Origin of the sequence: Algoriphagus aestuariicola (genome assembly GCF_017254835.1) — a bacterium.
GTDB lineage: Bacteria > Bacteroidota > Bacteroidia > Cytophagales > Cyclobacteriaceae > Algoriphagus > Algoriphagus aestuariicola.
The window spans coordinates 214,413-236,095 of the sequence record NZ_JAFKCW010000002.1 but is presented as its reverse complement, the minus strand read 5'-3'; the positions used below and the strand labels follow the sequence as shown (position 1 = coordinate 236,095).

Annotated in this window: 19 protein-coding genes; 14 read left to right on the top strand and 5 right to left on the bottom strand. The window is 47.7% G+C overall.

Annotated features, from left to right (window positions below; genetic code table 11):
• Positions 1–9 precede the first annotated feature (9 nt).
• On the top strand, positions 10–1,728 hold the full coding sequence (locus tag J0A67_RS08290) for a sodium:solute symporter family protein (protein WP_206568845.1): 1,719 nt from the start codon (positions 10–12) through the stop codon (positions 1,726–1,728).
• A 63-nt stretch (positions 1,729–1,791) separates the two neighbouring features.
• Here the strand turns inward: J0A67_RS08290 and J0A67_RS08285 are convergent, their stop codons facing one another.
• On the bottom strand, positions 1,792–2,640 hold the full coding sequence (locus tag J0A67_RS08285; protein WP_206568844.1) for a DUF2911 domain-containing protein: 849 nt from the start codon (positions 2,638–2,640) through the stop codon (positions 1,792–1,794).
• 180 nt (positions 2,641–2,820) lie between these two features.
• On the opposite strand from J0A67_RS08285, the gene J0A67_RS08280 reads away from it, so the two are divergent.
• On the top strand, positions 2,821–3,741 hold the full coding sequence (locus J0A67_RS08280; RefSeq protein ID WP_206568843.1) for a 2-hydroxyacid dehydrogenase: 921 nt from the start codon (positions 2,821–2,823) through the stop codon (positions 3,739–3,741).
• A gap of 8 nt (positions 3,742–3,749) precedes the next feature.
• Complete coding sequence (locus tag J0A67_RS08275; protein WP_206568842.1) at positions 3,750–4,592, top strand: universal stress protein; 843 nt, start codon at positions 3,750–3,752, stop codon at positions 4,590–4,592.
• Here the strand turns inward: J0A67_RS08275 and J0A67_RS08270 are convergent.
• Complete coding sequence (locus J0A67_RS08270) at positions 4,579–5,298, bottom strand: tetratricopeptide repeat protein (RefSeq protein ID WP_206568841.1); 720 nt, start codon at positions 5,296–5,298, stop codon at positions 4,579–4,581. The two genes, J0A67_RS08275 and J0A67_RS08270, sit on opposite strands and share 14 nt — an antisense overlap.
• A 210-nt stretch (positions 5,299–5,508) precedes the next feature.
• Between J0A67_RS08270 and holA the strand changes: the two genes are divergently transcribed.
• The 9 genes from holA to trmB all read left to right on the top strand — a co-directional run bounded on the left by holA (position 5,509) and on the right by trmB (position 16,271).
• The gene (gene holA, locus J0A67_RS08265; RefSeq protein ID WP_206568840.1) at positions 5,509–6,531 is read left to right on the top strand and encodes a DNA polymerase III subunit delta; all 1,023 of its coding nucleotides are present in this window, start codon (positions 5,509–5,511) and stop codon (positions 6,529–6,531) included.
• Between the two features lie 133 nt (positions 6,532–6,664).
• A complete protein-coding gene (locus J0A67_RS08260; RefSeq protein WP_206568839.1) occupies positions 6,665–9,658 on the top strand; it encodes a tetratricopeptide repeat protein in 2,994 nt (997 codons plus the stop codon).
• A complete protein-coding gene (locus J0A67_RS08255; protein WP_206568838.1) occupies positions 9,655–11,376 on the top strand; it encodes a TonB-dependent receptor in 1,722 nt (573 codons plus the stop codon). Before J0A67_RS08260 ends, J0A67_RS08255 begins: the two co-directional genes overlap by 4 nt.
• Before the next feature lie 67 nt (positions 11,377–11,443).
• Positions 11,444–12,277 carry an SPOR domain-containing protein gene (locus tag J0A67_RS08250; RefSeq protein WP_206568837.1) on the top strand — a complete coding sequence of 278 codons (834 nt, stop codon included), beginning with the start codon at positions 11,444–11,446 and terminating at the stop codon, positions 12,275–12,277.
• Between the two features lies 1 nt (position 12,278).
• Positions 12,279–12,968: a MotA/TolQ/ExbB proton channel family protein gene (locus J0A67_RS08245; RefSeq protein ID WP_206568836.1), complete on the top strand. Its 690-nt coding sequence runs from the start codon at positions 12,279–12,281 to the stop codon at positions 12,966–12,968.
• Position 12,969: 1 nt separating this feature from the next.
• A complete protein-coding gene (locus J0A67_RS08240; protein WP_206568835.1) occupies positions 12,970–13,359 on the top strand; it encodes an ExbD/TolR family protein in 390 nt (129 codons plus the stop codon).
• Between the two features lie 3 nt (positions 13,360–13,362).
• On the top strand, positions 13,363–14,319 hold the full coding sequence (locus J0A67_RS08235) for an energy transducer TonB (protein ID WP_206568834.1): 957 nt from the start codon (positions 13,363–13,365) through the stop codon (positions 14,317–14,319).
• Positions 14,320–14,321: 2 nt separating this feature from the next.
• Positions 14,322–15,608 (top strand): bifunctional folylpolyglutamate synthase/dihydrofolate synthase, encoded by a 1,287-nt coding sequence (locus tag J0A67_RS08230; protein WP_206568833.1) that lies wholly within the window; start codon positions 14,322–14,324, stop codon positions 15,606–15,608.
• A complete protein-coding gene (gene trmB / locus J0A67_RS08225; RefSeq protein ID WP_206568832.1) occupies positions 15,609–16,271 on the top strand; it encodes a tRNA (guanosine(46)-N7)-methyltransferase TrmB in 663 nt (220 codons plus the stop codon).
• 4 nt (positions 16,272–16,275) lie between these two features.
• Here the strand turns inward: trmB and J0A67_RS08220 are convergent, their stop codons facing one another.
• A complete protein-coding gene (locus J0A67_RS08220; protein ID WP_206568831.1) occupies positions 16,276–17,043 on the bottom strand; it encodes an SDR family NAD(P)-dependent oxidoreductase in 768 nt (255 codons plus the stop codon).
• Between the two features lie 182 nt (positions 17,044–17,225).
• On the bottom strand, positions 17,226–19,772 hold the full coding sequence (locus tag J0A67_RS08215) for a TonB-dependent receptor (RefSeq protein ID WP_206568830.1): 2,547 nt from the start codon (positions 19,770–19,772) through the stop codon (positions 17,226–17,228).
• A gap of 238 nt (positions 19,773–20,010) precedes the next feature.
• On the opposite strand from J0A67_RS08215, the gene J0A67_RS08210 reads away from it, so the two are divergent.
• Positions 20,011–20,880, top strand: coding sequence for a DUF1684 domain-containing protein (locus tag J0A67_RS08210; RefSeq protein WP_206568829.1), 870 nt, complete (start codon positions 20,011–20,013; stop codon positions 20,878–20,880).
• Between the two features lie 91 nt (positions 20,881–20,971).
• A complete protein-coding gene (locus J0A67_RS08205) occupies positions 20,972–21,391 on the top strand; it encodes an RrF2 family transcriptional regulator (RefSeq protein WP_206568828.1) in 420 nt (139 codons plus the stop codon).
• Between the two features lie 39 nt (positions 21,392–21,430).
• On the opposite strand, the gene J0A67_RS08200 is transcribed toward J0A67_RS08205, so the two are convergent.
• Positions 21,431–21,679, bottom strand: a complete 249-nt coding sequence (locus J0A67_RS08200) for an acyl carrier protein (protein WP_206568827.1) — start codon at positions 21,677–21,679, stop codon at positions 21,431–21,433.
• Between the last annotated feature and the right edge of the window lie 4 nt (positions 21,680–21,683).

Below are 21,683 nucleotides of genomic sequence, written 5' to 3'. Positions count from 1 at the left end.
AGCATTCGAATGAGTACACTCGACTGGGTTGTCCTGTTTTGGACCTTGATTTCGATCGCCGCCTACGGCATCTATAAAACCAAGCAAAACCGAACTTTAGAGCATTACCTTAGGGGCCGAAGTTCAATGAACTGGTGGACAATAGGTCTGTCAATCATGGCCACGCAGGCTTCCGCGATTACTTTCCTCAGCACACCCGGCCAAGCCTATGAGGATGGGATGCGTTTTATCCAGTTTTATTTCGGGCTTCCTCTGGCCATGATCATCATCTCGGCGAGTTTCGTCCCGATCTACTACAAGCTGAAGATCTACACAGCTTATGAATACCTCGAGCAGCGTTTTGACCTGAAGACTCGAACCCTCACTGCGCTACTTTTTATCGTCCAAAGAGGTCTGGCTGCTGGCATTACCATCTACGGTCCCGCGATTATCCTTTCAACCCTTTTGGGATGGAATTTGACTTGGACCAATATTTTCATCGGCATGATCGTGATTATCTACACCGTTTCAGGCGGTACGGAGGCGGTCTCCGTCACTCAAAAGCAGCAAATGGCGGTGATGATGGGAGGAATGGTTTTAGCCGGCATCATAGTGATACAGATGCTTCCGATATCCTTTGGTGATGCGCTTCAGGTTGCGGGAAAAATGGAAAAACTCAACGTGGTGAGCTTTGAGTTTGATCTTGCGGATAGATATAACGTGTGGTCGGGTTTGACTGCCGCTCTCTTTCTTTCACTGGGATATTTCGGTACAGACCAAAGTCAGGTAGCAAGGTATTTGTCTGGGCAGTCAGTAGCTCAAATCCGAGCCGGCTTGGTGATGAACGGATTCCTGAAAATACCCATGCAGTTCATTATCCTATTCATAGGGGTGATGGTTTTTGTGTTCTACCAGTTTGTCCAACCGCCGGTGGTGTTTAACCGGGTTCAAACAGACAAGCTACGCCAGAGCGAGTATGCTACCCAATTCCAGGAATTGGAGGAAAAATATGAAACCAACTTTGAATCCAGTAAGCTAGCCTATCAAGAGATGCTCAGCGCTATCGATCGGGGAGAAGAGGAAAACGTCAGCGTGATCAAGGATAAAATCCTCACCCTGAAGCAGGAGCAAGGCGAGATACGGGATAAGACAAAAGCTCTGATTCTCGAAAATGATCCTGTAGCAGAAACGAGGGATACAGACTATGTGTTTATGAGGTTTGTGATGGACTATCTACCCAAAGGTCTTGTTGGGTTGCTTTTTGCTGTGATATTCAGCGCTGCTATGTCTTCGTCTGCCTCGGAGCTGAATGCATTAGGATCCACTACGACCATCGATCTCTATAAAAGATCAATCAATAAGGATGCAAGCGACAGGCACTACGTCCGTTCGTCAAAAGCATTTACCGCATTTTGGGGATTGGGGGCAATTCTGTTTGCAACTTATGCATCGCTCTTTGAAAACCTGATCCAAGCCATCAACCTGCTTGGGTCTCTGTTCTACGGAACTATGCTAGGGGTGTTTCTTGTGGGCTTTTTCATGAAATGGGTCAAAGGACGGGCTGTGTTCATTGCGGCAATTCTCTCCCAGGCCTGCATACTTCTCATTCACTTCCGAAATGGCGTCGGAATATTGGGCTTCCATTGGGAAATCGGCTTTTTATGGTACAATGCCGTTGGATGCTTGACCGTCATGTTTTTTGGGTTGATTTTGCAACCGCTGGTGGGAGCTAGGGCCAAGGCGAACTAAGCATCACAAAACAAAAAAGGGCTTCAGATTTAGTTTGAAGCCCTTTTTTGTATGAATTCTTACTTACTTTATTGACTTGATCAAGCGATCATTCAGTGCTACATAATCTGGATTTCCGGCTTCGGAGGCCATTTCCTTTGATTGGGTCGCAGAGCCCAACGCTTCGGTTTTCATTCCCAAAGCATTCTCTATTTTGGCTCTGAGATGCATCGTCCAGTATTGGGGTTCGCTGTCCGTGGATTTTTTCACCCACTCATAGGCTTGGTCTAAATCCCGCGAAGTGCTGAAATAGTAGTTTGCCGCCTGGAATAAAAGGGAAGGGTTGGTGGAGTTGGCGTCGATTATTTCTTTTTGGATCTGGGCCATTACTATGGGATCGACTTCAGTTTCGATTTTGAAGTCTACCTGGGTGTTTTCCCATTTCAGCGATGCCACGACAGAATTGTCGGTCACATTATTGAATCCAAACTCAAAAGTCTCGTACTTCTTGCCAGACTTCGTGGCCTCTGCTTTGAATCTCAGCTGATCCTCGGCGGGATTATATCCTATCGCGCCCCACAGCTCCGTGTTTTTGCTAAGGATAAGCGTCCATTGACTTTTCTCAGGAATTGCGTATAGTGCATAGGTGCCTGCCGGTACCTTTTGTCCATTGATCGAGACTTCCGAGGAAAAGTTGAGTCGGGTAGCAGAGTTGGCTCCTGTTCTCCAGATTTGGCCATAGGGAACCAATTCCCCAAAGATTTTCCTCCCCCTTGCACTGGGGCGACTGTAGTCTACCGTCACCACTGACAAGCCAAATTGCTGTGAGATTTTGGAACTGGGGCTTGCTTGAGGCATCTGGATTTGCTGCGAAAAGCTGGCAAAACTTGCCAGAAGCATAATCAGGAACGCGAAATAAAATTTACTTGTCATGTTTTATTTAATTTAAGTTTCGAATACAATTTGAAAACCATATCCATGGTTCAAAATATCGAGTCAATTTCGTGGTTTTTTCTCTTCTCGCTCCCTGATTTTCCACGTGCTTTTTGACTAGTGGCTGCGAGGGGCTTTCCGAACCTGTTATTTTTACACTAAGACCCAAAAATACTTAAAATGAGCTTAGCTATCATAAGCCCTGGCCGAGACCCCAAAATCTGGATCGAAGCCCTCACTTTTTGCGACCCGGACGTCGATATTCAGGTATATCCGGATATCCAAAAACCAGAGGAAGTCGAAATGGCCTTGCTATGGCAACACCCTCCTGGCTATCTGGACTCGCTTCCCAATCTCAAACTGATCAGCTCTCTAGGTGCTGGCGTGGACCATATTCTCAGTGATCCGAGCATTCCTGATACGCTTCCTATCGTGAGGATAGTGGACGAAAAGTTAACATGGTCGATGACCAACTACGTCGTAATGGGAGTGCTGAATTTTCACCGGCAGATCACGAGATACCAAGCAGACCAGAAGCGTAAGGTTTGGGATATGAGTAACCCGGAGATTCCTGTCAGTGTGGGCGTCATGGGTGTAGGTGCTCTCGGCGGAGACGTTTTGGACAAACTGAACTATATGGGCTTTCGAGTATCGGGGTATGGGTTTTCCGAGAAGAATGATTTCGCCTATCCCTATTTTTCAAAAAACCGGCTGCAGGAATTTTTGGATGAAATCAACGTGCTTGTCTGTCTTTTGCCCCTGACTAGGGACACCGAAAACATTCTCAACCTTGACTTTTTCAAGAAATGTAAGCCAGGCACTTTTTTGATCAACGTAGCCCGAGGCAAACACTTGGTGGAGGTGGATTTGATACCGGCCTTGGATCAGGGATATATTTCGGGAGCACTTTTGGACGTTTATAGGACGGAGCCTTTGCCGGGCGATCATCCGTTTTGGGAAGAAAGTAGAATTCAGCTGACCCCTCACATTGCAAGCGTGACCAATCCCCAGGCAGCAGCACCGCAGATTGTCGAAAATTTCAAGAGAATGAAGTCCAACCAGCGGCTTTTGAATCTCGTTAACCGCCAAAGAGGCTATTGATTGTGATGATGGAAAACACTTTTAAGATACTTTGTCCCACTGATTTTTCTGAATGTTCCCTTAACGCGATAGAGTTTGCAACAAAATTGGGAGAGAGGTTAAATGCACAGTTGGTTTTGTTTCATGTACTCAATTTGGAGGACTATCTGAAGCTGTCCCCCTTGGATCAAGAGGGGAAAAACCAAAAGGACTTCGTAAAGGAGAAATTGGTCAACCTCCAAAAGGCGGTGGTCTACGAAGGTATTCCAAATGGTTTGGCGGGTTGTGAAGTTGATTTTCAAGAGGGCAAAATCGTGAGCGCCACCCTCGATTACGCCAAGAAAATGAAGGCGGATCTGATCGTGGCCGGCACCGAGGGGATCAATGAGCTTCGCTCCCAAATTATCGGAAGCCGAGCCAGCCGAATGGTAGAGCAGGCTGACCGAGATATCCTCATCGTGCCGAGAAAAGTGTTTTTCAAGCCTCCCCGAAAGTTCGTCTATGCATCCGACTACATGGAGGAAGACAAACTTGCAATCCAAAAAGTGGTTGAAATCGCCGGTTTGTTCGACTCTGAGATCGACATCGTCCACGTCTCATTCAGCCAAAAGGCAATAGACAAGTCCCTACACATCGCGATGGTAGACGAAATCAAACCCTTTGTCCGCTACGAAAAAATCAACTACGTGCTGAAATCTTACCGGGACGAATTGGCGTTGGGCTTGGAAAACTACCTGCAGGTCGCCAAGGGGGATATTTTGGTGACTCTTAGCAAGAAGAAGTCTTTCTTTGACCAGATCTTCTCCAAAAACCTGTCCAAGAAGATGTCCTATTTTCTCAACAAGCCGCTTTGGGTGATCAAGAGTTTTTAGGTCTTTTTCCAGAGAAAAGATCCAGCAAAAACTTCCCGAATTCCTGTCTTGTTTTGCGATCTACTAGCAAAGCTCTCACCGTATTCCAGAAATGGCCTGTACTCATTTTTCCGGACTCTTGCTCTGGCTGAGGTGCAGGTTGGGCCGCTTCAGTGGACTTTGCTTTTCCAATGGGCGGGAGCTCGTTTTCTCCTGCTTGGGGTTTATATCCGATCAGGTCGTCAGACTTTTCAAAGCTTTTTTTTGAACGCTCCTTGAAGCCAAGTTTCTCTTCAACCAGCCCTTTATTGTTATAAGCCACGGCGTCCTCTGGATCCAACGCTATCGCCTTCTCATAATCTTCGATTGCGCCATGAAGATCACCGACCCGGTCTTTGAAAAATGCTCTGCTACTATATCGATAGGGATTTTTCGGATCAAGGTTGGCGGCTCGGTCGAGTTCACCGAGCGCTTCCTCATTCCTTCCAAGCAAGTGCAGCACGACTCCACGATCGCTGATGTAGTCCGTATTATAGGGATCCAGTTTGAGTAGAAGGTCAAATTCCTCCAGTGCATTTTCGCCTTTTCCCATACGGGTCAGGATCCTCGCCCTATAGAGATGTACATTAGCTTGGTCCGGATTGGTTGCGACCAATGTGTCGAAAATTTCCAATGCTTCCTCAAATTTCCCTTCCTGATACAGCGCAATCCCTTTTTCGAAGTTCATCTTTCCTATTTTTCTTTTCGGTTGAATCGGCAAGTTTCTTTGCGATGGAGACTCCTTCTCTTTGCCATAATTGCTGGCACTAGACTACTTCCGATACCTTATTGATCATACAAAGTTAAGGCGGGAATAGTTTGCCAAAGAATATTTTCCTGGATTTTGCGCCCATTTCGGTCTGCCTGTTATCTTTAAACCCTCTAGTTTTTCCCATCCATGGCCCATTCTCCCGACGCTGTACTCAAAGATCTGAAAGCGAAAAAGTTTGCCCCTATCTACTTTCTGGAAGGGGAAGAACCGTACTACATTGACCTGATCACGGACTACATCGAGAAAAATGCGATACCGGAGCATGAGAAAGGATTCAATCAACTTGTGATGTACGGCAAAGACTCTCCGATCAACTTGATCCTGAGCAATGCGCGTAAGTTTCCCATGATGGCGGAGCGTCAGGTGGTCATTGTAAAAGAGGCGCAGAGCATACCCGATATGGGAAAGGAGGATGCGCAGAAACTCCTCCTTGCCTACATTAGTAACCCTTTGCCCAGCACCATTCTCGTGTTCGCCCACAAGCACAAGAAACTGGACGGCAGAGGCGCGATGAAAAAAGAACTCGACAAGAAGACCGTCTTTGTCAATTCCGAGAAAGTCAAAGACTGGAAGCTTACCGAGTGGGTTGAGGGTTATTTCAGGGGACTGGGGCACCAAATCGAGCCAAAGGCAGCTCAGCTTCTTTCCGACTCGATCGGAAACAACCTCGAAGTAATCACCAATGAGGTTGGAAAGATGCTGATCAATTTTCCGGAGCCGACCAAGTTCACAGCCGAGCATATCTCCAAATATATTGGAATCAACAAGGAGTACAACAACTTTGAGCTGAGCAAAGCCATAGGCTTCAGGGATGTAGTGAAGGCAAACCAGATCATCCAGTATTTTATACAAAATCCAAAGGCTCACCCGATTATCCCGATTTTTTCATTGCTGTATAATTATTTCAGCAAGATTGCCCTCATCCACCGGGCGGGAGCGATGCCCGACAACCAGCTCGCGGGGACCATTGGCGTAAACCCCTATGCGATAAAAGAGTATTCTGTGGCAGCCCGAAACTACAAATTGGGCAAGGTAATTGAGGTGTTCGCACACATCAAAGAGGCAGACCTTCGTTTCAAAGGAGTGGACTCCGGAAGTATGGAACAGGGTGAAATCCTCCGCGAGCTGGTGTACAAGATTTTGCACTGATTACCCAAAAGCCAAACTATGAAATCGAGCCTGTGGCATGAAAGACACGGAAGATTGATCGTACCCCATGCGGGATTCTTTCGAATCGAGTTCGGAACTGGCTATCTAGCCTTACTAAACCAATTATAAACAGATGAAATACTACCTGGTGCTGCTTGCTAGCCTGGGGATAGGTGTGGATGCGGTAGCGCAGTCCACGCTCTATCAGACCAGTCCACAGCAGGCTCTGGATTATCAATTGGAGCTTTTTGACAAACAGCTCTTTTCGGCGGTGCTCTACGACAACAGTCGGCTGCTCGCGCAAAACCTAAGCGGTGAGCAGGAAAAATCCGCAGAGCTTCATCGTGCGATGTCTGCTCTCCAGGTCGAGAGCCCGGATGGCCCCGGTTTGATGAAAGCCTACATTTTCGACCACGGCAACCACCCATCGGTTGCTACCGCAGGTCTCTACATGGGAGATCATTTTTTTTATAAGAAAAATTACAAGGAAGCCTTGGAGGGCTATGCACTAGTCAAGAGCAATAGCCTCGGTGAGGCAAATCGGGCGGAGGTTTTGTTCAAGCAAGGCTATTCCCACTTTCAATTGAAAAACTACGCGGCAGCAGCTCCTTTTTTCGATGAAGCCAAAGCTCTAAACCAACCCATCAGCGCGGACGCGTATTACTACAGCGGATTCATCGCAATGGAAGGCGGCAACAATGATAAGGCGATCGCGGATCTCCAAGCAGCGGGCAAATCGTCATTCTATGCGACTAAAGTGCCCTATTTGCTGACCTCGCTTTACTACCAAGAAGGAGACTACGATCACGTGATCAGCTATGCTGAGCCGCTTTTGGCTTCGGGTCAAAATCTTGATCGCAAGGAAACGATCAACCTGTATTTGGCTGAAGCCTACTACGCAAAACAGGACTTTGCCAATGCGGCGAAAAATTACGATGCCTTTATCAATGCGAAAAAAGGAACTCTCTCCAGAGAGGAAGTGTACAAGGCCGGAATCGCTTTTTTTGAAATAGGAAACTACCAACGGGCCACGGACTACCTCAAAGTCTCTGCATCGGCTACCGACGAGATCGGTCAGTCGTCAAGCTACTACCTAGGACACGCCTACCTGAAACTGGACAACTACCAATTTGCTACGACGAGCTTCCAAGCCGCGTCCAAATCGTCCTTCAACAAGCAGATTCAGGAAGAGTCGCTTTTCAACTATGCAAAAGCAAGCCTGCAAAAAGGGACATTCTCGACCGCTATAGCCGCGCTGGATGACTATCTGGAAACCTATCCCTCGGGGAAAAACCGCTCAGAAGCAGAAACTCTACTGTCCGAGGCGCTGATCAATTCCAACGACTACTTGCGCGCAATCGAGCAGATGGACAAAATCAAAAACAAATCCCCTCGCATCCAATCGGCCTATCAAAAAGTAGCTTACTATCAGGCCATGGTATACTACAGGGATCAAAAATACAAACAAGCCCTTTCCTTGTTGGACAAATCCCAGGCATATCCTGTGGACAGGGATTTGCTTCTGGAGACCCATTTTTGGAAAGGGGAGGTTCTGGCAGCGGAGGGGAATCTTTCACAGGCAATCCGGGCCTACGAAGCTGTCAGGGGCTTAAATCCCGCGACAAACAACCCCTATGTGATCAAGAGCCACTATGGCTTGGGGTATGCCTATTTCAATACCCAAAACTATCCCAAAGCCGAAGAACAGTTTAGGCTCTATACTGAAAAGCTGCGTGGAAGTGATGATAAGCAGAATTACGACGATGCCTTGCTTCGTTTGGGCGACTGTCAGTATGTACAAAAGAAGTTTGGGGAAGCAGCGGCTTCTTTCCAGCGTGCGATCTCCGAGTCCAACTCCCAGATTGACTATGCCTACTATCGGTTGGCCGTGGTTCAGAATTTCCAATCCCGAAACAATGAAGCTCTCGCCAATTTAGACCGGCTGATTTCAGGCTTTCGTACCAGCCTCTACGTCGAAGATGCGATGTTCCAAAAAGGCCAAATCTACCTGGAAGAATCGCGATACAGCGAAGCATCCCAGGCCTTCACGGATTTGATCATCAATCGTCCTAACTCGCCTTTCATTCCTTTTGCCTTGGAAGGAAGGGCGGTGGCAAATTTCTCCCTTCAAAACTACGACCAGACTATTGCGGACTATCGTGATATTCTGGATAATCATCCAAATTCTGAGAATGCCGAAACAGCGCTAAAAGGCCTGCAGGAAACCTTGGCTTTACAGGGAAGGTCAGGCGAGTTTGGCAACTATGTGGCCAAGTACAAATCCTCAAATCCAGGCTCCGGCAACGTCCAATCACTGGAATATGAGGCTGCAAAAAGTCTGTATTTTGACAAAAACTACCCTCAGGCTGCGCGGGCATTGGAAAATTACCTGAAGAGTTATCCTCAATCGGCACAGCGTAGCGAGGCGCTCTACTTTGCTGGGGACGCTTTTCTCCAAGCGGGAGACCAAGAGAGAGGTTTGGATTATTTCAGGCAATTGGAAAAAGAACCGTCCTCTCCACAGCGTGTGCGAGCCATGCAAAAGATTGGCGCGATCGAGCTGGAAAGGGGCAATTACGCAGCTGCAATCCCACACTTGGAGACCGCTGCACAAAACGCGCGCAGCAAAGTCGAGGAAGCCGAGGCATTTCAGGGACTGATGGTGGCAAATTTTGAAGCCGGAAACTATCAGCCGAGTATCACCTATGCCGACAAGCTGACGACTTTGGATGGTGTGATCCCCGAGTCTACTCCGACCGCTTTGCTGACCAAAGCAAAAGCACAGACTGCGCTCAACCAAAAGCAGCAAGCAGAACTCACCTTGCGGAAGTTGGTAGACCAGCATAAGACCATTCAGGGGGCAGAAGGCCTGTATTTGCTCGCGCTTTCGCTTCAGGAGAAAGGCGATATCACCAAGTCCAATGAGGCGATTTTCGATTCATCCGGACCTTTTGCGGACTTTGGATACTGGTATGGCAAGATGTTTATCCTTCTGGCTGACAACTATCTGAAGACCGGGGAGGACTTTCAAGCCAAGGCTACTTTAGAATCCATCGTCGAGCGATCTACCAACGCCGATATCAAGGCAGAGGCTGAAGCAAAACTCAAAACCCTGACTAAACCATGAAAAGACTATCGCTATACGCCTTGATCGTAGGAGGTTTCGCTTGTGGCATTACTGCCGCATCCGCTCAAGATCAACAGCAGAAAAGGGGAGAAGTACAGGATCAGGAATTTGTGATTCGAAAAGACCGGGTATTGACGGTGCCCACCCAGCCCAGATCATTTGAGCGCATGCCTGCATTGCCCCAGCCTAAAGGTTTGGCGGAATTCAACTATACTGTCACGCCTTTTTTCCTGAATCTGCCAGCCCTGAAACTTCAACCGACAGCCTTGGAAAAAAACTACAAGTTGGATAAGGTGCAGCTCTATCCGGGGTACATCCGCGCCGGTTATGGCAATTTTGCGTCGCCGCTTTTGGAAGGGAGATACATGTCAACCCAAGCGGATCCGCTTAATTATGCTTTGAAATTCAAGCACCAGAGCTTTGGCAAAGGGCCTGTGGCGGCCGAACAGAGTGCCGAGTCACACACGGTCTTCGGTGCTGACGCGAGTTATTTCGGTCAGTTGGCTGAGGTATTTGGGGGATTGGAATGGGGACAAAACAAGTATTCTTTTTACGGTGTGGATCCCGCTCTTTTTGAGAATCCAGACACTCCGTTTGAGACTGCCAACAATGTCCAAAACCATGTTCAGGTAAAAGCTGGGATTCGAGATATCGAGAAGACGGGGCCATTTTCCTATGAGGGTCAGTTGAGTTTCCGGAATTTCAAAGACAGCTATGCCGCCAAGGAAAACGAAGTCGGAATCCAAGCAGGAGGGAAATTTAGAACCGAGTCTGACTGGTCTGGAAAGGTAGAGCTAGCCTACTTCCATACCAATCCCAATGACGTGAACTATCAGGAAAAGCGCAACTATTTCTCGCTTCGTCCCCGTATTTCCTATGACTATGAGGCTTTTCGATTCTCGGCAGGTTTGAACCTGGTGTCAGAAAACGACTCTATTGCTGAAAAAGACAGTGACTTTCACATTTTCCCGGTCCTTCAGGCCAGCTATCAATTCGCAGATGAGTTTGGCTTCTTCGCGGAATTCTCCGGTGATGTTCAGAGAAACACTTATTTCAGTTTTGTCAACGAAAATCCCTATCTGGGCCCAAGTGAGCAGCTTCTTAATACGGTAAACAACTATAAGATAGCTGGCGGAATTGAGGGTCAGTTTCAGGAAGCCTTTCATTACCGGGCGGCAGTTCAGGTGAGCCGATTCAATCAGCTCCACTTCTTTGCCAATTCTCTTGCCGACTCCTCGCGATTTGAGCTCGTCTATGACGACAAGTCCACCGTGGCCAATATCAATGCGGAATTGGGGGTCAAAATCAGTGAAGTATACACTCTTGGAGGCCAATTGGATTTGTATCGATACGATCTGAACACGCAGCAAGAAGCCTGGCACAGGCCGGTTTGGGAGTTTCGAGTAAACAACCAGATCGCGCCGGTCGAGCGATTGTTGATCCAAGCCAACCTAAACTTCATGGGAGGTGTGAAGGGCAGGGGCAAACCGATAGATCCCGATTTGGGAGAGATAGGCGCGATAATGACTCCGGTTACCTATGAAGTGATCAACTTGAAATCCATCGCTGATCTCCAGCTTAAGGCTTCCTTTGGCATCACCGACAGAATTGGGATTTTTGCCGAAGGCAACAATATCCTCAATGGTAAGAACACTCGTTGGCTAAACTACCCCATCAGGGGCATACAGTTGATTGGTGGGGCCAGCTTCAAATTCTAATAATGTTTACAGCTTGCGTTGGCCCTTAGCTCCATTTCGGTTAGTTTCGTAGCTTTCCCCATATCGCATGTCGGCAAAAGATACAGATAAAAAACAATGGACGGACCCCAAGGACTTTGGGCTTCCTTACGTGGAAATTATTCCGCTCAGACTCAAAGTCACATCTGAGGAAGGTTCGGAGCCACTGCCTGCCGAGTCACCAGTACCGGACGGGGAAACGTCAGTCTCGGCGCAGATTGAGGCGGTGCCAGCCGCGAAACCAAGTCCTGCAGCTGAGGCACTTTCACCTAGCGCTCGTCCTCAGCCGACTGTCGCAAAGTTTGAGAAGAAGGAAGAAAAGGAAAAATCATCGTCCTGGGTTTGGGCTGTAGCTTTGATCGGACTGGGGATCGTGGCTGTGATCATCTGGCAGATCCTCGCAAATCAAAAGCCCCGTGCTTCCGAGGCCGTTCTTGAGGTTGTCGATCAGCCAGTGGAGACCGCCTCTGAAGAGTCAAATGCCATATCAACGGAAACTACACCAACTGACCAAAACCAAATCGATGTAAATCAAGATTCTATAACTACTTCAACTATTTCAAATCCCAATATTTCCAATCCTGCTGAAACTGGTACAACAATTGCCACTACAGCTTCTGGGAATTTGATCCGAGTAGAGTCCAAAGCCGAGCGTCCGCAATACTTTATCATTGTCGGGAGCTTGCCAAACGAGAAGATGGCGCTTGAGGAAGCAAATCAGTACTTCGGCAGAAACGCGGAAATTTATCTGATTTCTCCTTATGACGGTGGAAGAAATTATCGTCTTGCCTTGTCAAAATACCCAAGCTTCAAGGCGGCGGCGGAGCAACTCGAAGAGATCAAATCCCAATACACCGAAGAATTGTGGATTTTGAAATACTAATATGACCCTTCTCCAAACCCTCTCAACAGACAGTTTATCATCCATGGACAGCCTAGCGATGGACGCAGGTGCTCAAAATATCGGTTTGCTGGACCTCCTGGTCAAGGGCGGCTACATGATGGTTCCGCTTTATCTTTTGTTCGTTCTGGCCATTTTCATCTTTGTCCAGAAGTTGATCACACTCAGCAAAGCGGCTAAAACTCCGGGTCATCTCATGGATCAGGTGAAGGTGCTCGTGCAAAGCGGGCAGATCGAAAAAGCCAAGATGCTTTGCGCCGGCGAAAACACGCCCGTAGCCAATATGATCGCGAAGGGGGTAGACCGGATCGGTTCACCGCTGAAAAATATCGAGGTTTCCATCGAAAACGTTGGAAAAATCGAAATCTACAAACTGGAGAAGAATTTGGGCCTTTTGGCCACCGTATCCGGCGCCGCTCCGATGATAGGCTTCTTGGGAACGGTTACCGGGATGATCCAGGCGTTTATTTCTATTGCTCAGGAGGAGGGAATGGTCTCTCCAAAACTGCTCTCATCCGGCATCTATGAAGCGATGATCACCACAGCGGCCGGCCTGGTCGTGGGCATTATCGCCTATTTAGGTTATAACTATCTGGTGACCCAGGTTTCTAAGCTGGTGCACAACATGGAATACACCTCAATCGAATTTATTGACCTTCTTCAGGACAAATAAGATGGGACTGCATTCGAAAAACAAAATTGAAGCAGCATTCAGTATGTCGTCCATGACGGACATCATCTTTTTGCTGTTGATTTTCTTCATGCTTACCTCCTCATTCATCACACCGTCTGGCCTTCCGGTCAACTTGCCCTCAAGCGAGACTTCGGATATAATAATGCAGGAAGTAACGGTGACAGTGACCAAAGACCTCAAATATTCCGTTAATGATAGAGTGGTGGGCAGAGACCAGATCAAATCTGAACTTTCCACGCTGTTGGAAGGAAAAAAAGGCCAGGTCGTGTTGCACATCGACAAAGATGTGCCAGTTGAATACCTGGTGGAAATCGGCGGTATCGCCGCTGGACTGGAAGCCAATGTTTCCATTGCCACAAAACCCTATTAAGCCATGCAAACTTGGGATGTAGATAAGATAGAAAAGGACAGCAAGCGAAAATCGGCGATAATCACCATTATCCTGAATATTCTTTTGTTGCTTGCCTTCTACTTTATCGTGGTTTGGAAGCAACCCATTCCTCCGCTTCCTACCTACGGTCTGGAACTTAATCTTGGGTTTACGGAGACCGGTACCGGAAATAGGAACAGTCCAAATGCACCTTCGGAGACACCAACGGAAAGTGTCGAGCAAGCCGCGCCAGGTGAAGTCGCCCAAGCGGTCACTCAGCCTGCGACTCCGGCACCTAGCCCCAAAACCGAAACCGCGAAACCAAAAACAGCTTCTAAACCTGCGGCAAACCAAGCGGTGACTACCAAGCCTTCTCCAATACGGGGAGAGGAAAAAGCTTCTGTGGAAACCAAAAAGCCGGAGCCAACTAAGACCGAACCTGCAAAAACCGTTACTACACCAGCCAAATCCGAAGCTGAGCAAACTACTCAAAAAGCTCCAGAAAAGCCAAAAATTGACCAAAGAGCGATCTTTGGGGCAGGGGGGACTTCCGGGAAAAGTTCCACTCCGGCATCTGGAGGAGCACAAGGCAACAGCAATGTCAAAGGAGACGAGGGTAAACCCACTGGTACTGTCGATGGCCGCGCGATTATGGGTGAAGGTAGCGGAAAGGGAACGGCTTCGGGATCTGGCTACAGCCTGGATCTAGCCGGTTGGGATTTTGCCTCTAGACCGACCATCAATGACCGCGTCTCTACCCGAAACGGGAAGATTGTCTTTAAAATCACGGTTGACGATTCTGGAAGAGTAGTTCAGGCAGTTCCATTGGAGTACAACGTCTCCAACGAAGTACTTGCCTACTATCGACAGGTGGTCAACCAAATCAACTTCAAAAAATCTGGCGGCACTGCGGCAGATTTTTCAACCGGAAAAATCACCTTTGTGATTCAGGTTGATTAAAGATGAATTACCAGGAAACGCTGAATTACCTTTTTCACGCCCTTCCCATGTTTCAGCGGGTGGGAGCTGCCGCATTCAAAAAGGATCTTGGAAATACCCTCGCGCTGTGCGCACACCTGGGTAACCCAGAGCGGAAATTCAAGTCGGTACATGTCGCCGGGACCAACGGCAAGGGTAGCACTTCACACACATTGGCGGCCATCCTGCAATCAGCTGGCTATAAAACAGGCCTGTACACCTCTCCCCATTTGAAATCTTTTACCGAGCGAATTAGAATAAATGGACGGGAAATAGGAGAAGACTCAGTGATCGAGTTTGTAGCTGAAAACAAGGATTTTCTGGACGCGCTTCAGCCCAGCTTTTTCGAGATGACTGTTGGAATGGCCTTTTGGTTTTTTGCAAAGGAAAAGGTCGACATCGCGATCGTGGAAGTCGGTATGGGAGGGAAATTTGACAGCACCAACGTCCTAATTCCAGAATTGAGTGTCATCACCAACATCGGGTGGGATCATATGCAATTTTTGGGAAACACACTTTCCGAAATCGCTGGAGAGAAAGCCGGAATTATCAAATCGGGTGTACCCGTAGTAATCAGCCAAACCCAAGAGGAAACCAGTCCGGTTTTTCTGAAGAAGGCAACAGCAGAAAACGCTCCGGTTGTTTTCGCCGACCAAGTTATGAATGTTGAAAAAGCCGCGTCAATTTCCAATCGTGCAATATTTTCGGTGGACAAAGCGGGGAAAAAGCGCGATATCCATTTCGGCTTGCAAGGTGACTACCAGCGATACAATCTGCCTGGGATACTGGAATCCGTATATCAGCTGAAAAAACTGGGTTGGGTCATTTCTGAAAAAGCCCTTGAAAGGGGATTGGCAGAGGTGGTCGAGCTCACTGGCTTGAAAGGACGCTGGCAAGTGTTAGCTGAAAATCCTACGGTCATTGCCGACACGGGACACAATGAACCGGGAATCAGGGAAATACTGGCACAGCTGGGTACCTATTCTTTTGAAAAACTCTGGATGGTCATCGGGATGGTACAGGACAAAGACGTTTCCAAGATTTTGAACCTCTTGCCAAAGAATGCATCCTATTTGTTTTGCCAAGCGGATCTGCCTAGAGCATTGCCCGCCGAGGAGCTAGCGGCAAAAGCGCTGGAAGTTGGACTGCATGGAAGAGTCATCCCGGACGTGAATGAGGCGCTGAACTTTGCCCGAAAAAATGCCACTGCGGATGACTTGATATTTGTCGGAGGCAGTACTTTTGTGGTCGCAGAAATCGACGACCTTTAAATGAGCAGAAAAAAGCTGGTTCGCTTTGCCCAAAACGAATTAAACCCGAATGTAGTCCAGGCTGGAAAGCCAATTTTCGAAGAGATCAAAGGACATTGGAACGAAAAACAATTTCAAAATCCCAACCCCATCGTAGTTGAGTTGGCCTGCGGACGCGGAGAGTTTACCGTAGGATTGGGCCGTGAGTACCCTTCACAAAACTTCATAGGCGTGGATATCAAGGGGAGCCGAATCTGGAAGGGAAGCTCTACGGCAACTGCTGAAGGAATCGCCAACGTGGCTTTTTTGCGAACGCAGATCCAACAGCTGGAGGACTTTTTTGGCGAGGGGGAAATATCCGAACTGTGGATCACTTTCCCTGATCCGTTTCCGCGTGATGGAGATGAAAAGCGGAGGTTGACTTCACCGAAGTTTTTGGACATGTACAAACCCATGATCAAACCTGGTGGATTGGTACATTTCAAAACCGACAATACGGGACTGTTTGATTATACTTTGGAGTTGGTGCAGGCTCGTGAAGATATCGAAATCTTGGCTTTTACACATGATTTCTACCAAAGCGAGATGAAGGATGACCACCACGGTATCAAAACCCGCTATGAGAAAATGTTTTCCGACAAGGGCGAGAAAATCAAATACCTGAAGCTCAGATTCAAAGACTAATCCCTCAAATCGAGAAACCACCGTCAGCCATAAAGACAGATCCGGTGGTATAGGAAGAGGCGGAGGATGCTAGGTATAAGGCCATCAAGCCGATTTCTGTGGAAGTGCCGGTGCGCTTGATGGCAAGCTGCTGGAGTACTTTTGTCATGATCTTTTCATTGGACCAGAGCGGCTCGGAAAACTTGGTCTCGATCAGGCCCGGGCATATTGCGTTTACCCGGATTTTGGCTTCACCCCATTCCTTGGCAAAAACCTTTGTAAGGGAAATGAGCGCGGCTTTTGAAACGGAATAGATGCCCAGTCCAGTCTCAGGACTGATGCCGCCTATCGAGGAAATATTGATCACCGAAGCAGCTGAAGACTTTCGAAGGTGTGGAAAGCAAAGTCTGCAAAGCTCAAACGGTGCTTTTACATTCACCGCCATGATCTTGTCAAAGGCTTCCAAGCTGGTTTCGTGGACCGGGCCAAAGACCGGACTCACGCCTGCGTTGTTTACCAGGATGTCGATGGTGCCATACTTCTCTACAGTCTTCTTTACCAATAGGGAGAGCTCTTCCGGGTGGCTGACATTGCAGGCAATGCCGCAAGCTTCATATCCCTGGTTTTTGAGCTGATTGGCCTTTTCATCCAAGGCATCCTGTTTACGGCTGCTGATGACTACTTTCGCACCCGCCGCTGCAAAGATCTCCGCGATTCCATAGCCTATTCCTTTGCTTGCGCCAGTGATCAGTGCAACCTTTCCATCTAGAGAAAAAACGGAGGATAAATCCATGAGCTTTGGCTTTTTTTTGGTCTTAAGATAAGAAAATTTGTATGAGGGGAAAGTCTACGTTGGCGGAAATCATCAAGATTTTAGGCGGAAAATGCTCACTTATCCCTGCATACAATTCGCAGCAAGAAAAAAGCCAGACGCAAGGTTCTGGCCTTTTCGGGGAAAAATAGCCCTTAAACGGATCACAGGTCAAATTTGAGCGTGAAACCGTAGGTAAGGGGATCGCCCAATACAGCTGCATAGTGTCCAGCATTGCCCGAAGCGGGGAGTAACTGCTCATAGTAGTCTTGGTTTAGGAGGTTTCTGGCCCAGAGAAAAGCTGAAAGTCCCGACTTTCCGCGAAAACCCAGCCTCGCATTGACCAATGCGTAACCGTCCACATTTAGGTACTGCGAAGGTGAGGGGCTGGAGGAAAATCTTGATCGAAAAAACAGATCAGATGCTGCGATGAAGCTTCCTTCTTTTCCGAAAAAACTGCTTTTATGAGAGTATTCTGTCCCAAAAGAGCCTGCCCATTTGGACACACCAGGTAGCTCACCCCCGGATATGTCTTTGAATGCCTGTTCTCCTCCGGTCTCCTCCAGCGGCACGGGAGCATTGGGAAAGGAGGCGTATATAGCGTCTGTAAACGCAAGTGCTCCATTAACTGAGAAAGTGGGGCTGAGACGCACGTTCCCGTCCAGCTCGAGTCCAAGCACGCGCACTTCTTCGGCATTGGCCAAATAGCCTCTGTTGACTCCAAGTTCCGCCGTCTGGACGAGTGTCTGATAGTCGTCAATACTAGTGTGGTGGAAGGCAAGATTCAGCGCTGTTCCTTTGCCGGGAGTGGTTTTTAGACCAAGCTCGTAGTGCTTGACGTATTCTGGTTTTACCTCTGCCAGTTCCAATATCGGTTGCCCGGCTACTGTTGGTAAGCCACCGAGATTGACACCCACAGGCTTATAACTGTTAGAATATGTGGCAAAAGCATTGAGCTGTTTGCTGAACTGATAGGAGAGGGTTGCTTGTCCTGAGAAGTTTTGGTTTTCCACTTGCGCAACAAAGTTTTGGGCTGAGTAGATGGATTGTTTCAGTGCAAGTAAAGCTGGGTCATCTGTAGCCAGTCCTCCATAGGTTTGACGATCATAATTCACGTGTTTTTTGTCATAGTTAAATCGGATGCCAGGCAAGAAGCGGAGTTTTTCGGTGATCGCCCAATCGAGCTGTCCGAAAACCGCTGCTCCTACGGATTCTAGTGTGGATATGGTTCGAATACCATATCCTTCCAGCAATCCGGGAGTTGTCCATAGCGGGCTATCAGAGTTTTGCGAAAAACGCCATTGTGCATCTCCGGATTCTTCAGTGTGATAGGGGGCGGTATTTAATTTTTGTTTCAGATAGTACACCCCCATTACTCCGCTTAGCTTTTCGGAAAAATCTCCTGCATAGCGAATCTCTTGGGAAAATTGTTCATGTCTAGAAGGAGCTTGAGATAGAGACAGTACCGATAGTCCCGTAAAATCCCGATCATTGGAAGGTCCCCAGTTCCAATATCTCCAGGCCGTAGTAGTTGTTAGTGTACCGGTTCCAAGCTGAATGTCGGCATTAAGTGAGATTCCTCCGAGGTCATTTTTTGATCTCCAGGGGGTGTCGTGATCTATGATCCGCTCAAAGGCGTCACGGCTTGGAAGTTCATAGCCTAGGTCCGCGATGATTTGGTCAAACTGTCGATAGGCCGATCTTTGGGTCTGAACTACACCCGCAACTACCTGTGCATAGCCTTCTGGGCGCTGTGAGCTCGCATCTGCAGAAACTAGGAGTTCAACATTACTGCTCGGGTTATAGACTACCTGTCCCCTGAATCCGAGGTTGTTTAGATCATTTATGTAATTCCCCGTTCGGATGTTTTCTACTGTTCCGTTCCGCTGGGTTCCTGAAAAGGACACACGAGCCGCCAATTTTTTGGAAAGTGGGCCAGAGATTGAAGCTTTAGCCTGAATATATCCAAAGTTTCCGAAGCTAAGTTCAGCCCTGGCCTCTGGTGTGTATGTTGGAAGTCGTGTAGTAATATTGAATGCTCCGGCTGTGGTGTTTTTGCCAAATAGTGTTCCTTGGGGACCCCTCAGTACCTCGATCTGCTCAATATCAATAAAGTCCAAGGTCGTGGCTGCCGGCCTGGCATAATATACTCCGTCCACATAGAAGCCTACGCCAGGGTCGATCCCATCGTTCGTTAGTCCGAAGGTAGATCCAAGCCCACGGATGTTGAGCGTCGTGTTCCTCGGATTGGATGAATAAAGTTGAACCGTCGGCACCAACTCTTTCACACGATTGACATTGAAAGATCCAGATTCCTCAATTTTAGATCCGCCAACCACCGATATTGGGATAGGGACTTTTTGGACTTCCTCCGTCCTCCTCCTTGCGGTGATAAGTACTTCTGCTAGCTCCAGATCTTCCTCCAATCTGATTGACAAGGGGCTTTGGGGAAAGCTGCTGATTTCCAAGACGTGTTCTTTGAATCCCAAAAAATTAACTTGAAGTCTGACCGGCAATTCACCTGGGAAAGTTAGTATAAAGTTTCCCGCTTCATCAGTGATTGCGTAGATGTTGGTGCTCTGAATCACTACCGTGGCACCTACTAGAGGTTCGCCTCTTGGATCGGAGATAGTACCTTGAATGGCAGTTTGACCATAGGATAGTCCGCCGAAAAGAAAAAATGCCAGAAACAGAAAGATAGGATTGGACATGGAACAAAGGTTTAGCGATGTAAAATATACTATTCATATCAATACGGTATGAATAGTATGCAAATATAAATTTTTTTTATTTCTGTACAAGCGTCAGTGATTATTTTTGTTAAAAAACCAATTTTCCATTGGTTATCGAGTTTGAAAACTCAAGGCGGTATCTATGCCGGGCAGTGAATGGTAAATCCATCGCTCCCATATTGTGGGAGTAAAGCCCGATTTCTTAAAATTGTATAAAATGGAACGAACACTATCTATATTCCTTGTTTGCTGGGCCTTTTGCATTTCAGCATTTTCCCAAGATGCCAAATTCGAACAATGGAAAATTGAAAGGTCTGAGGAATTGTTGGCTGAAGACGGTTGGCTAAATCTCGCTGGCTTGCTTTGGTTGGAACCAGGGGACAATCACTTGGCAGCCGTGTTTCCCGATAGCTTGGCGATTTTCCAAACTCCTCAAAGGGATGAAATCGGCGTTTTTAGGGTAAGTGATGACAAGGTTACTTTTATTGTGTCAGATAAAATGTCCGTCGAAAGGGAGGGGAAGGTTGTTCGTGAATCGGTCTTGTTTCCGATAGACCATGGCGTAAATGGAAGTCTGAAGGCTAGCAAGTGGAAGTGGTCTGTAATCAAACGCGGAGATCGATTTGCGGTGAGGCTAAGAAATCTTGAACATCCTGCTTTGGGGAAATTTGCGCCTACACCGACCTTCGCCTACGATCCGAATTGGCGTCTCGAGGCTTTTTTTCAACCCAAATTCAACGAGTTTATGTCCATCACTAACGTATTGGGGCAAGCCATCGAATGGCGGGTAATGGGGATCCTCAAATTTAAGATCAACGGACAAAGCCAAGAATTGATTACGCTGGAGGATGAGGGCAAGTTGTTTGTGATTTTTTCGGACGAAACCAACATGGAGGCGACTTATCCAAGTGGGAGATACCTATACGTGAAATTTCCCGACAGTAAGGGGAATACCACAATTGATTTCAATTACGCTTATAATCCGCCATGTGCCTATACCGCATATGCCACCTGCCCGATTCCTCCAAAGGAAAATCGGCTGGATTTCTTAATAGAGGCTGGGGAGAAAGTGCCAGAGGACCATTGAATTCTAAATTTTCAAACTTCCCTCCCTAGATAGAGTTTAGTTTTCCGGCTCTCTGGTTTTTTTGTACTTTGGATGCCAATAAGAAGTCCCTATGCTATCCAAAAGAGCCAAGTACGCTATCAAAACAATACTTTTCCTTCAAGATCACCCTGAGCTTGTGCCGGTTTCGGCGAAGCTGATATCAGAGCGGGAGCACATTCCCTACAAGTTTTTGGAGAATATACTTAGAGACCTGAAAACCCACCAGCTAGTTAGGAGTATTCGCGGAGCAGAGGGAGGCTATACCTTAGCCAAAGATCCGGCGGAAATCAGTATAGCGCAGATCATGCGTGTGGTAGATGGACCGATAGCTTTGATCCCTTGTATTTCAGAACGTTTTTATGAAGCCTGCGCGGAATGTGAGGACGAGGAGACTTGCAGAATCCGCAAGCTCTTTGCGGAAGTGAGATCAGAGATGGTTCCGATTCTGGAGCGGCCGATAACCACGCTTGCCGGAAAAAAAGACGAGTAAAAAAGGAGAGGCTGTTTGGTTCAGGCAGCCTCTTTTTGATCAGTTGTCTTGGGGGATTTCCAAAAGCAGTTCGATTATTTCCCTTGGGGTGGATGCCCGCGCCAGCTTTTCCTCTTGGATGATCACCTGCAGCTGGAACTCGAGCTCGAAGATGAGTCCATTGATGAAGACAGGATCCATGTGAAGCTGTTGGATCAGATGGGCATTTTTACGTTGGCCGGTGAGAGCTATCCCGTAGGAATGAAAGACTTCCACGGCTTTTTTCAGCAAAGAGTAGTGTTGGTTCATTGAG

Coding starts and splice junctions, on each gene's coding strand:
- J0A67_RS08260 (WP_206568839.1), top strand. CDS start 6,665: ATGAAATACTACCTGGTGCTGCTTGCTAGCCTGGGGATAGGTGTGGAT.
- J0A67_RS08255 (WP_206568838.1), top strand. CDS start 9,655: ATGAAAAGACTATCGCTATACGCCTTGATCGTAGGAGGTTTCGCTTGT.
- J0A67_RS08280 (WP_206568843.1), top strand. CDS start 2,821: ATGAGCTTAGCTATCATAAGCCCTGGCCGAGACCCCAAAATCTGGATC.
- J0A67_RS08205 (WP_206568828.1), top strand. CDS start 20,972: ATGCTATCCAAAAGAGCCAAGTACGCTATCAAAACAATACTTTTCCTT.
- J0A67_RS08220 (WP_206568831.1), bottom strand. CDS start 17,043: ATGGATTTATCCTCCGTTTTTTCTCTAGATGGAAAGGTTGCACTGATC.
- J0A67_RS08235 (WP_206568834.1), top strand. CDS start 13,363: ATGCAAACTTGGGATGTAGATAAGATAGAAAAGGACAGCAAGCGAAAA.
- J0A67_RS08270 (WP_206568841.1), bottom strand. CDS start 5,298: ATGAACTTCGAAAAAGGGATTGCGCTGTATCAGGAAGGGAAATTTGAG.
- J0A67_RS08230 (WP_206568833.1), top strand. CDS start 14,322: ATGAATTACCAGGAAACGCTGAATTACCTTTTTCACGCCCTTCCCATG.
- J0A67_RS08215 (WP_206568830.1), bottom strand. CDS start 19,772: ATGTCCAATCCTATCTTTCTGTTTCTGGCATTTTTTCTTTTCGGCGGA.
- J0A67_RS08240 (WP_206568835.1), top strand. CDS start 12,970: ATGGGACTGCATTCGAAAAACAAAATTGAAGCAGCATTCAGTATGTCG.
- J0A67_RS08200 (WP_206568827.1), bottom strand. CDS start 21,679: ATGAACCAACACTACTCTTTGCTGAAAAAAGCCGTGGAAGTCTTTCAT.
- J0A67_RS08245 (WP_206568836.1), top strand. CDS start 12,279: ATGACCCTTCTCCAAACCCTCTCAACAGACAGTTTATCATCCATGGAC.
- J0A67_RS08275 (WP_206568842.1), top strand. CDS start 3,750: ATGGAAAACACTTTTAAGATACTTTGTCCCACTGATTTTTCTGAATGT.
- J0A67_RS08210 (WP_206568829.1), top strand. CDS start 20,011: ATGGAACGAACACTATCTATATTCCTTGTTTGCTGGGCCTTTTGCATT.
- J0A67_RS08250 (WP_206568837.1), top strand. CDS start 11,444: ATGTCGGCAAAAGATACAGATAAAAAACAATGGACGGACCCCAAGGAC.
- J0A67_RS08290 (WP_206568845.1), top strand. CDS start 10: ATGAGTACACTCGACTGGGTTGTCCTGTTTTGGACCTTGATTTCGATC.
- trmB (WP_206568832.1), top strand. CDS start 15,609: ATGAGCAGAAAAAAGCTGGTTCGCTTTGCCCAAAACGAATTAAACCCG.
- J0A67_RS08285 (WP_206568844.1), bottom strand. CDS start 2,640: ATGACAAGTAAATTTTATTTCGCGTTCCTGATTATGCTTCTGGCAAGT.
- holA (WP_206568840.1), top strand. CDS start 5,509: ATGGCCCATTCTCCCGACGCTGTACTCAAAGATCTGAAAGCGAAAAAG.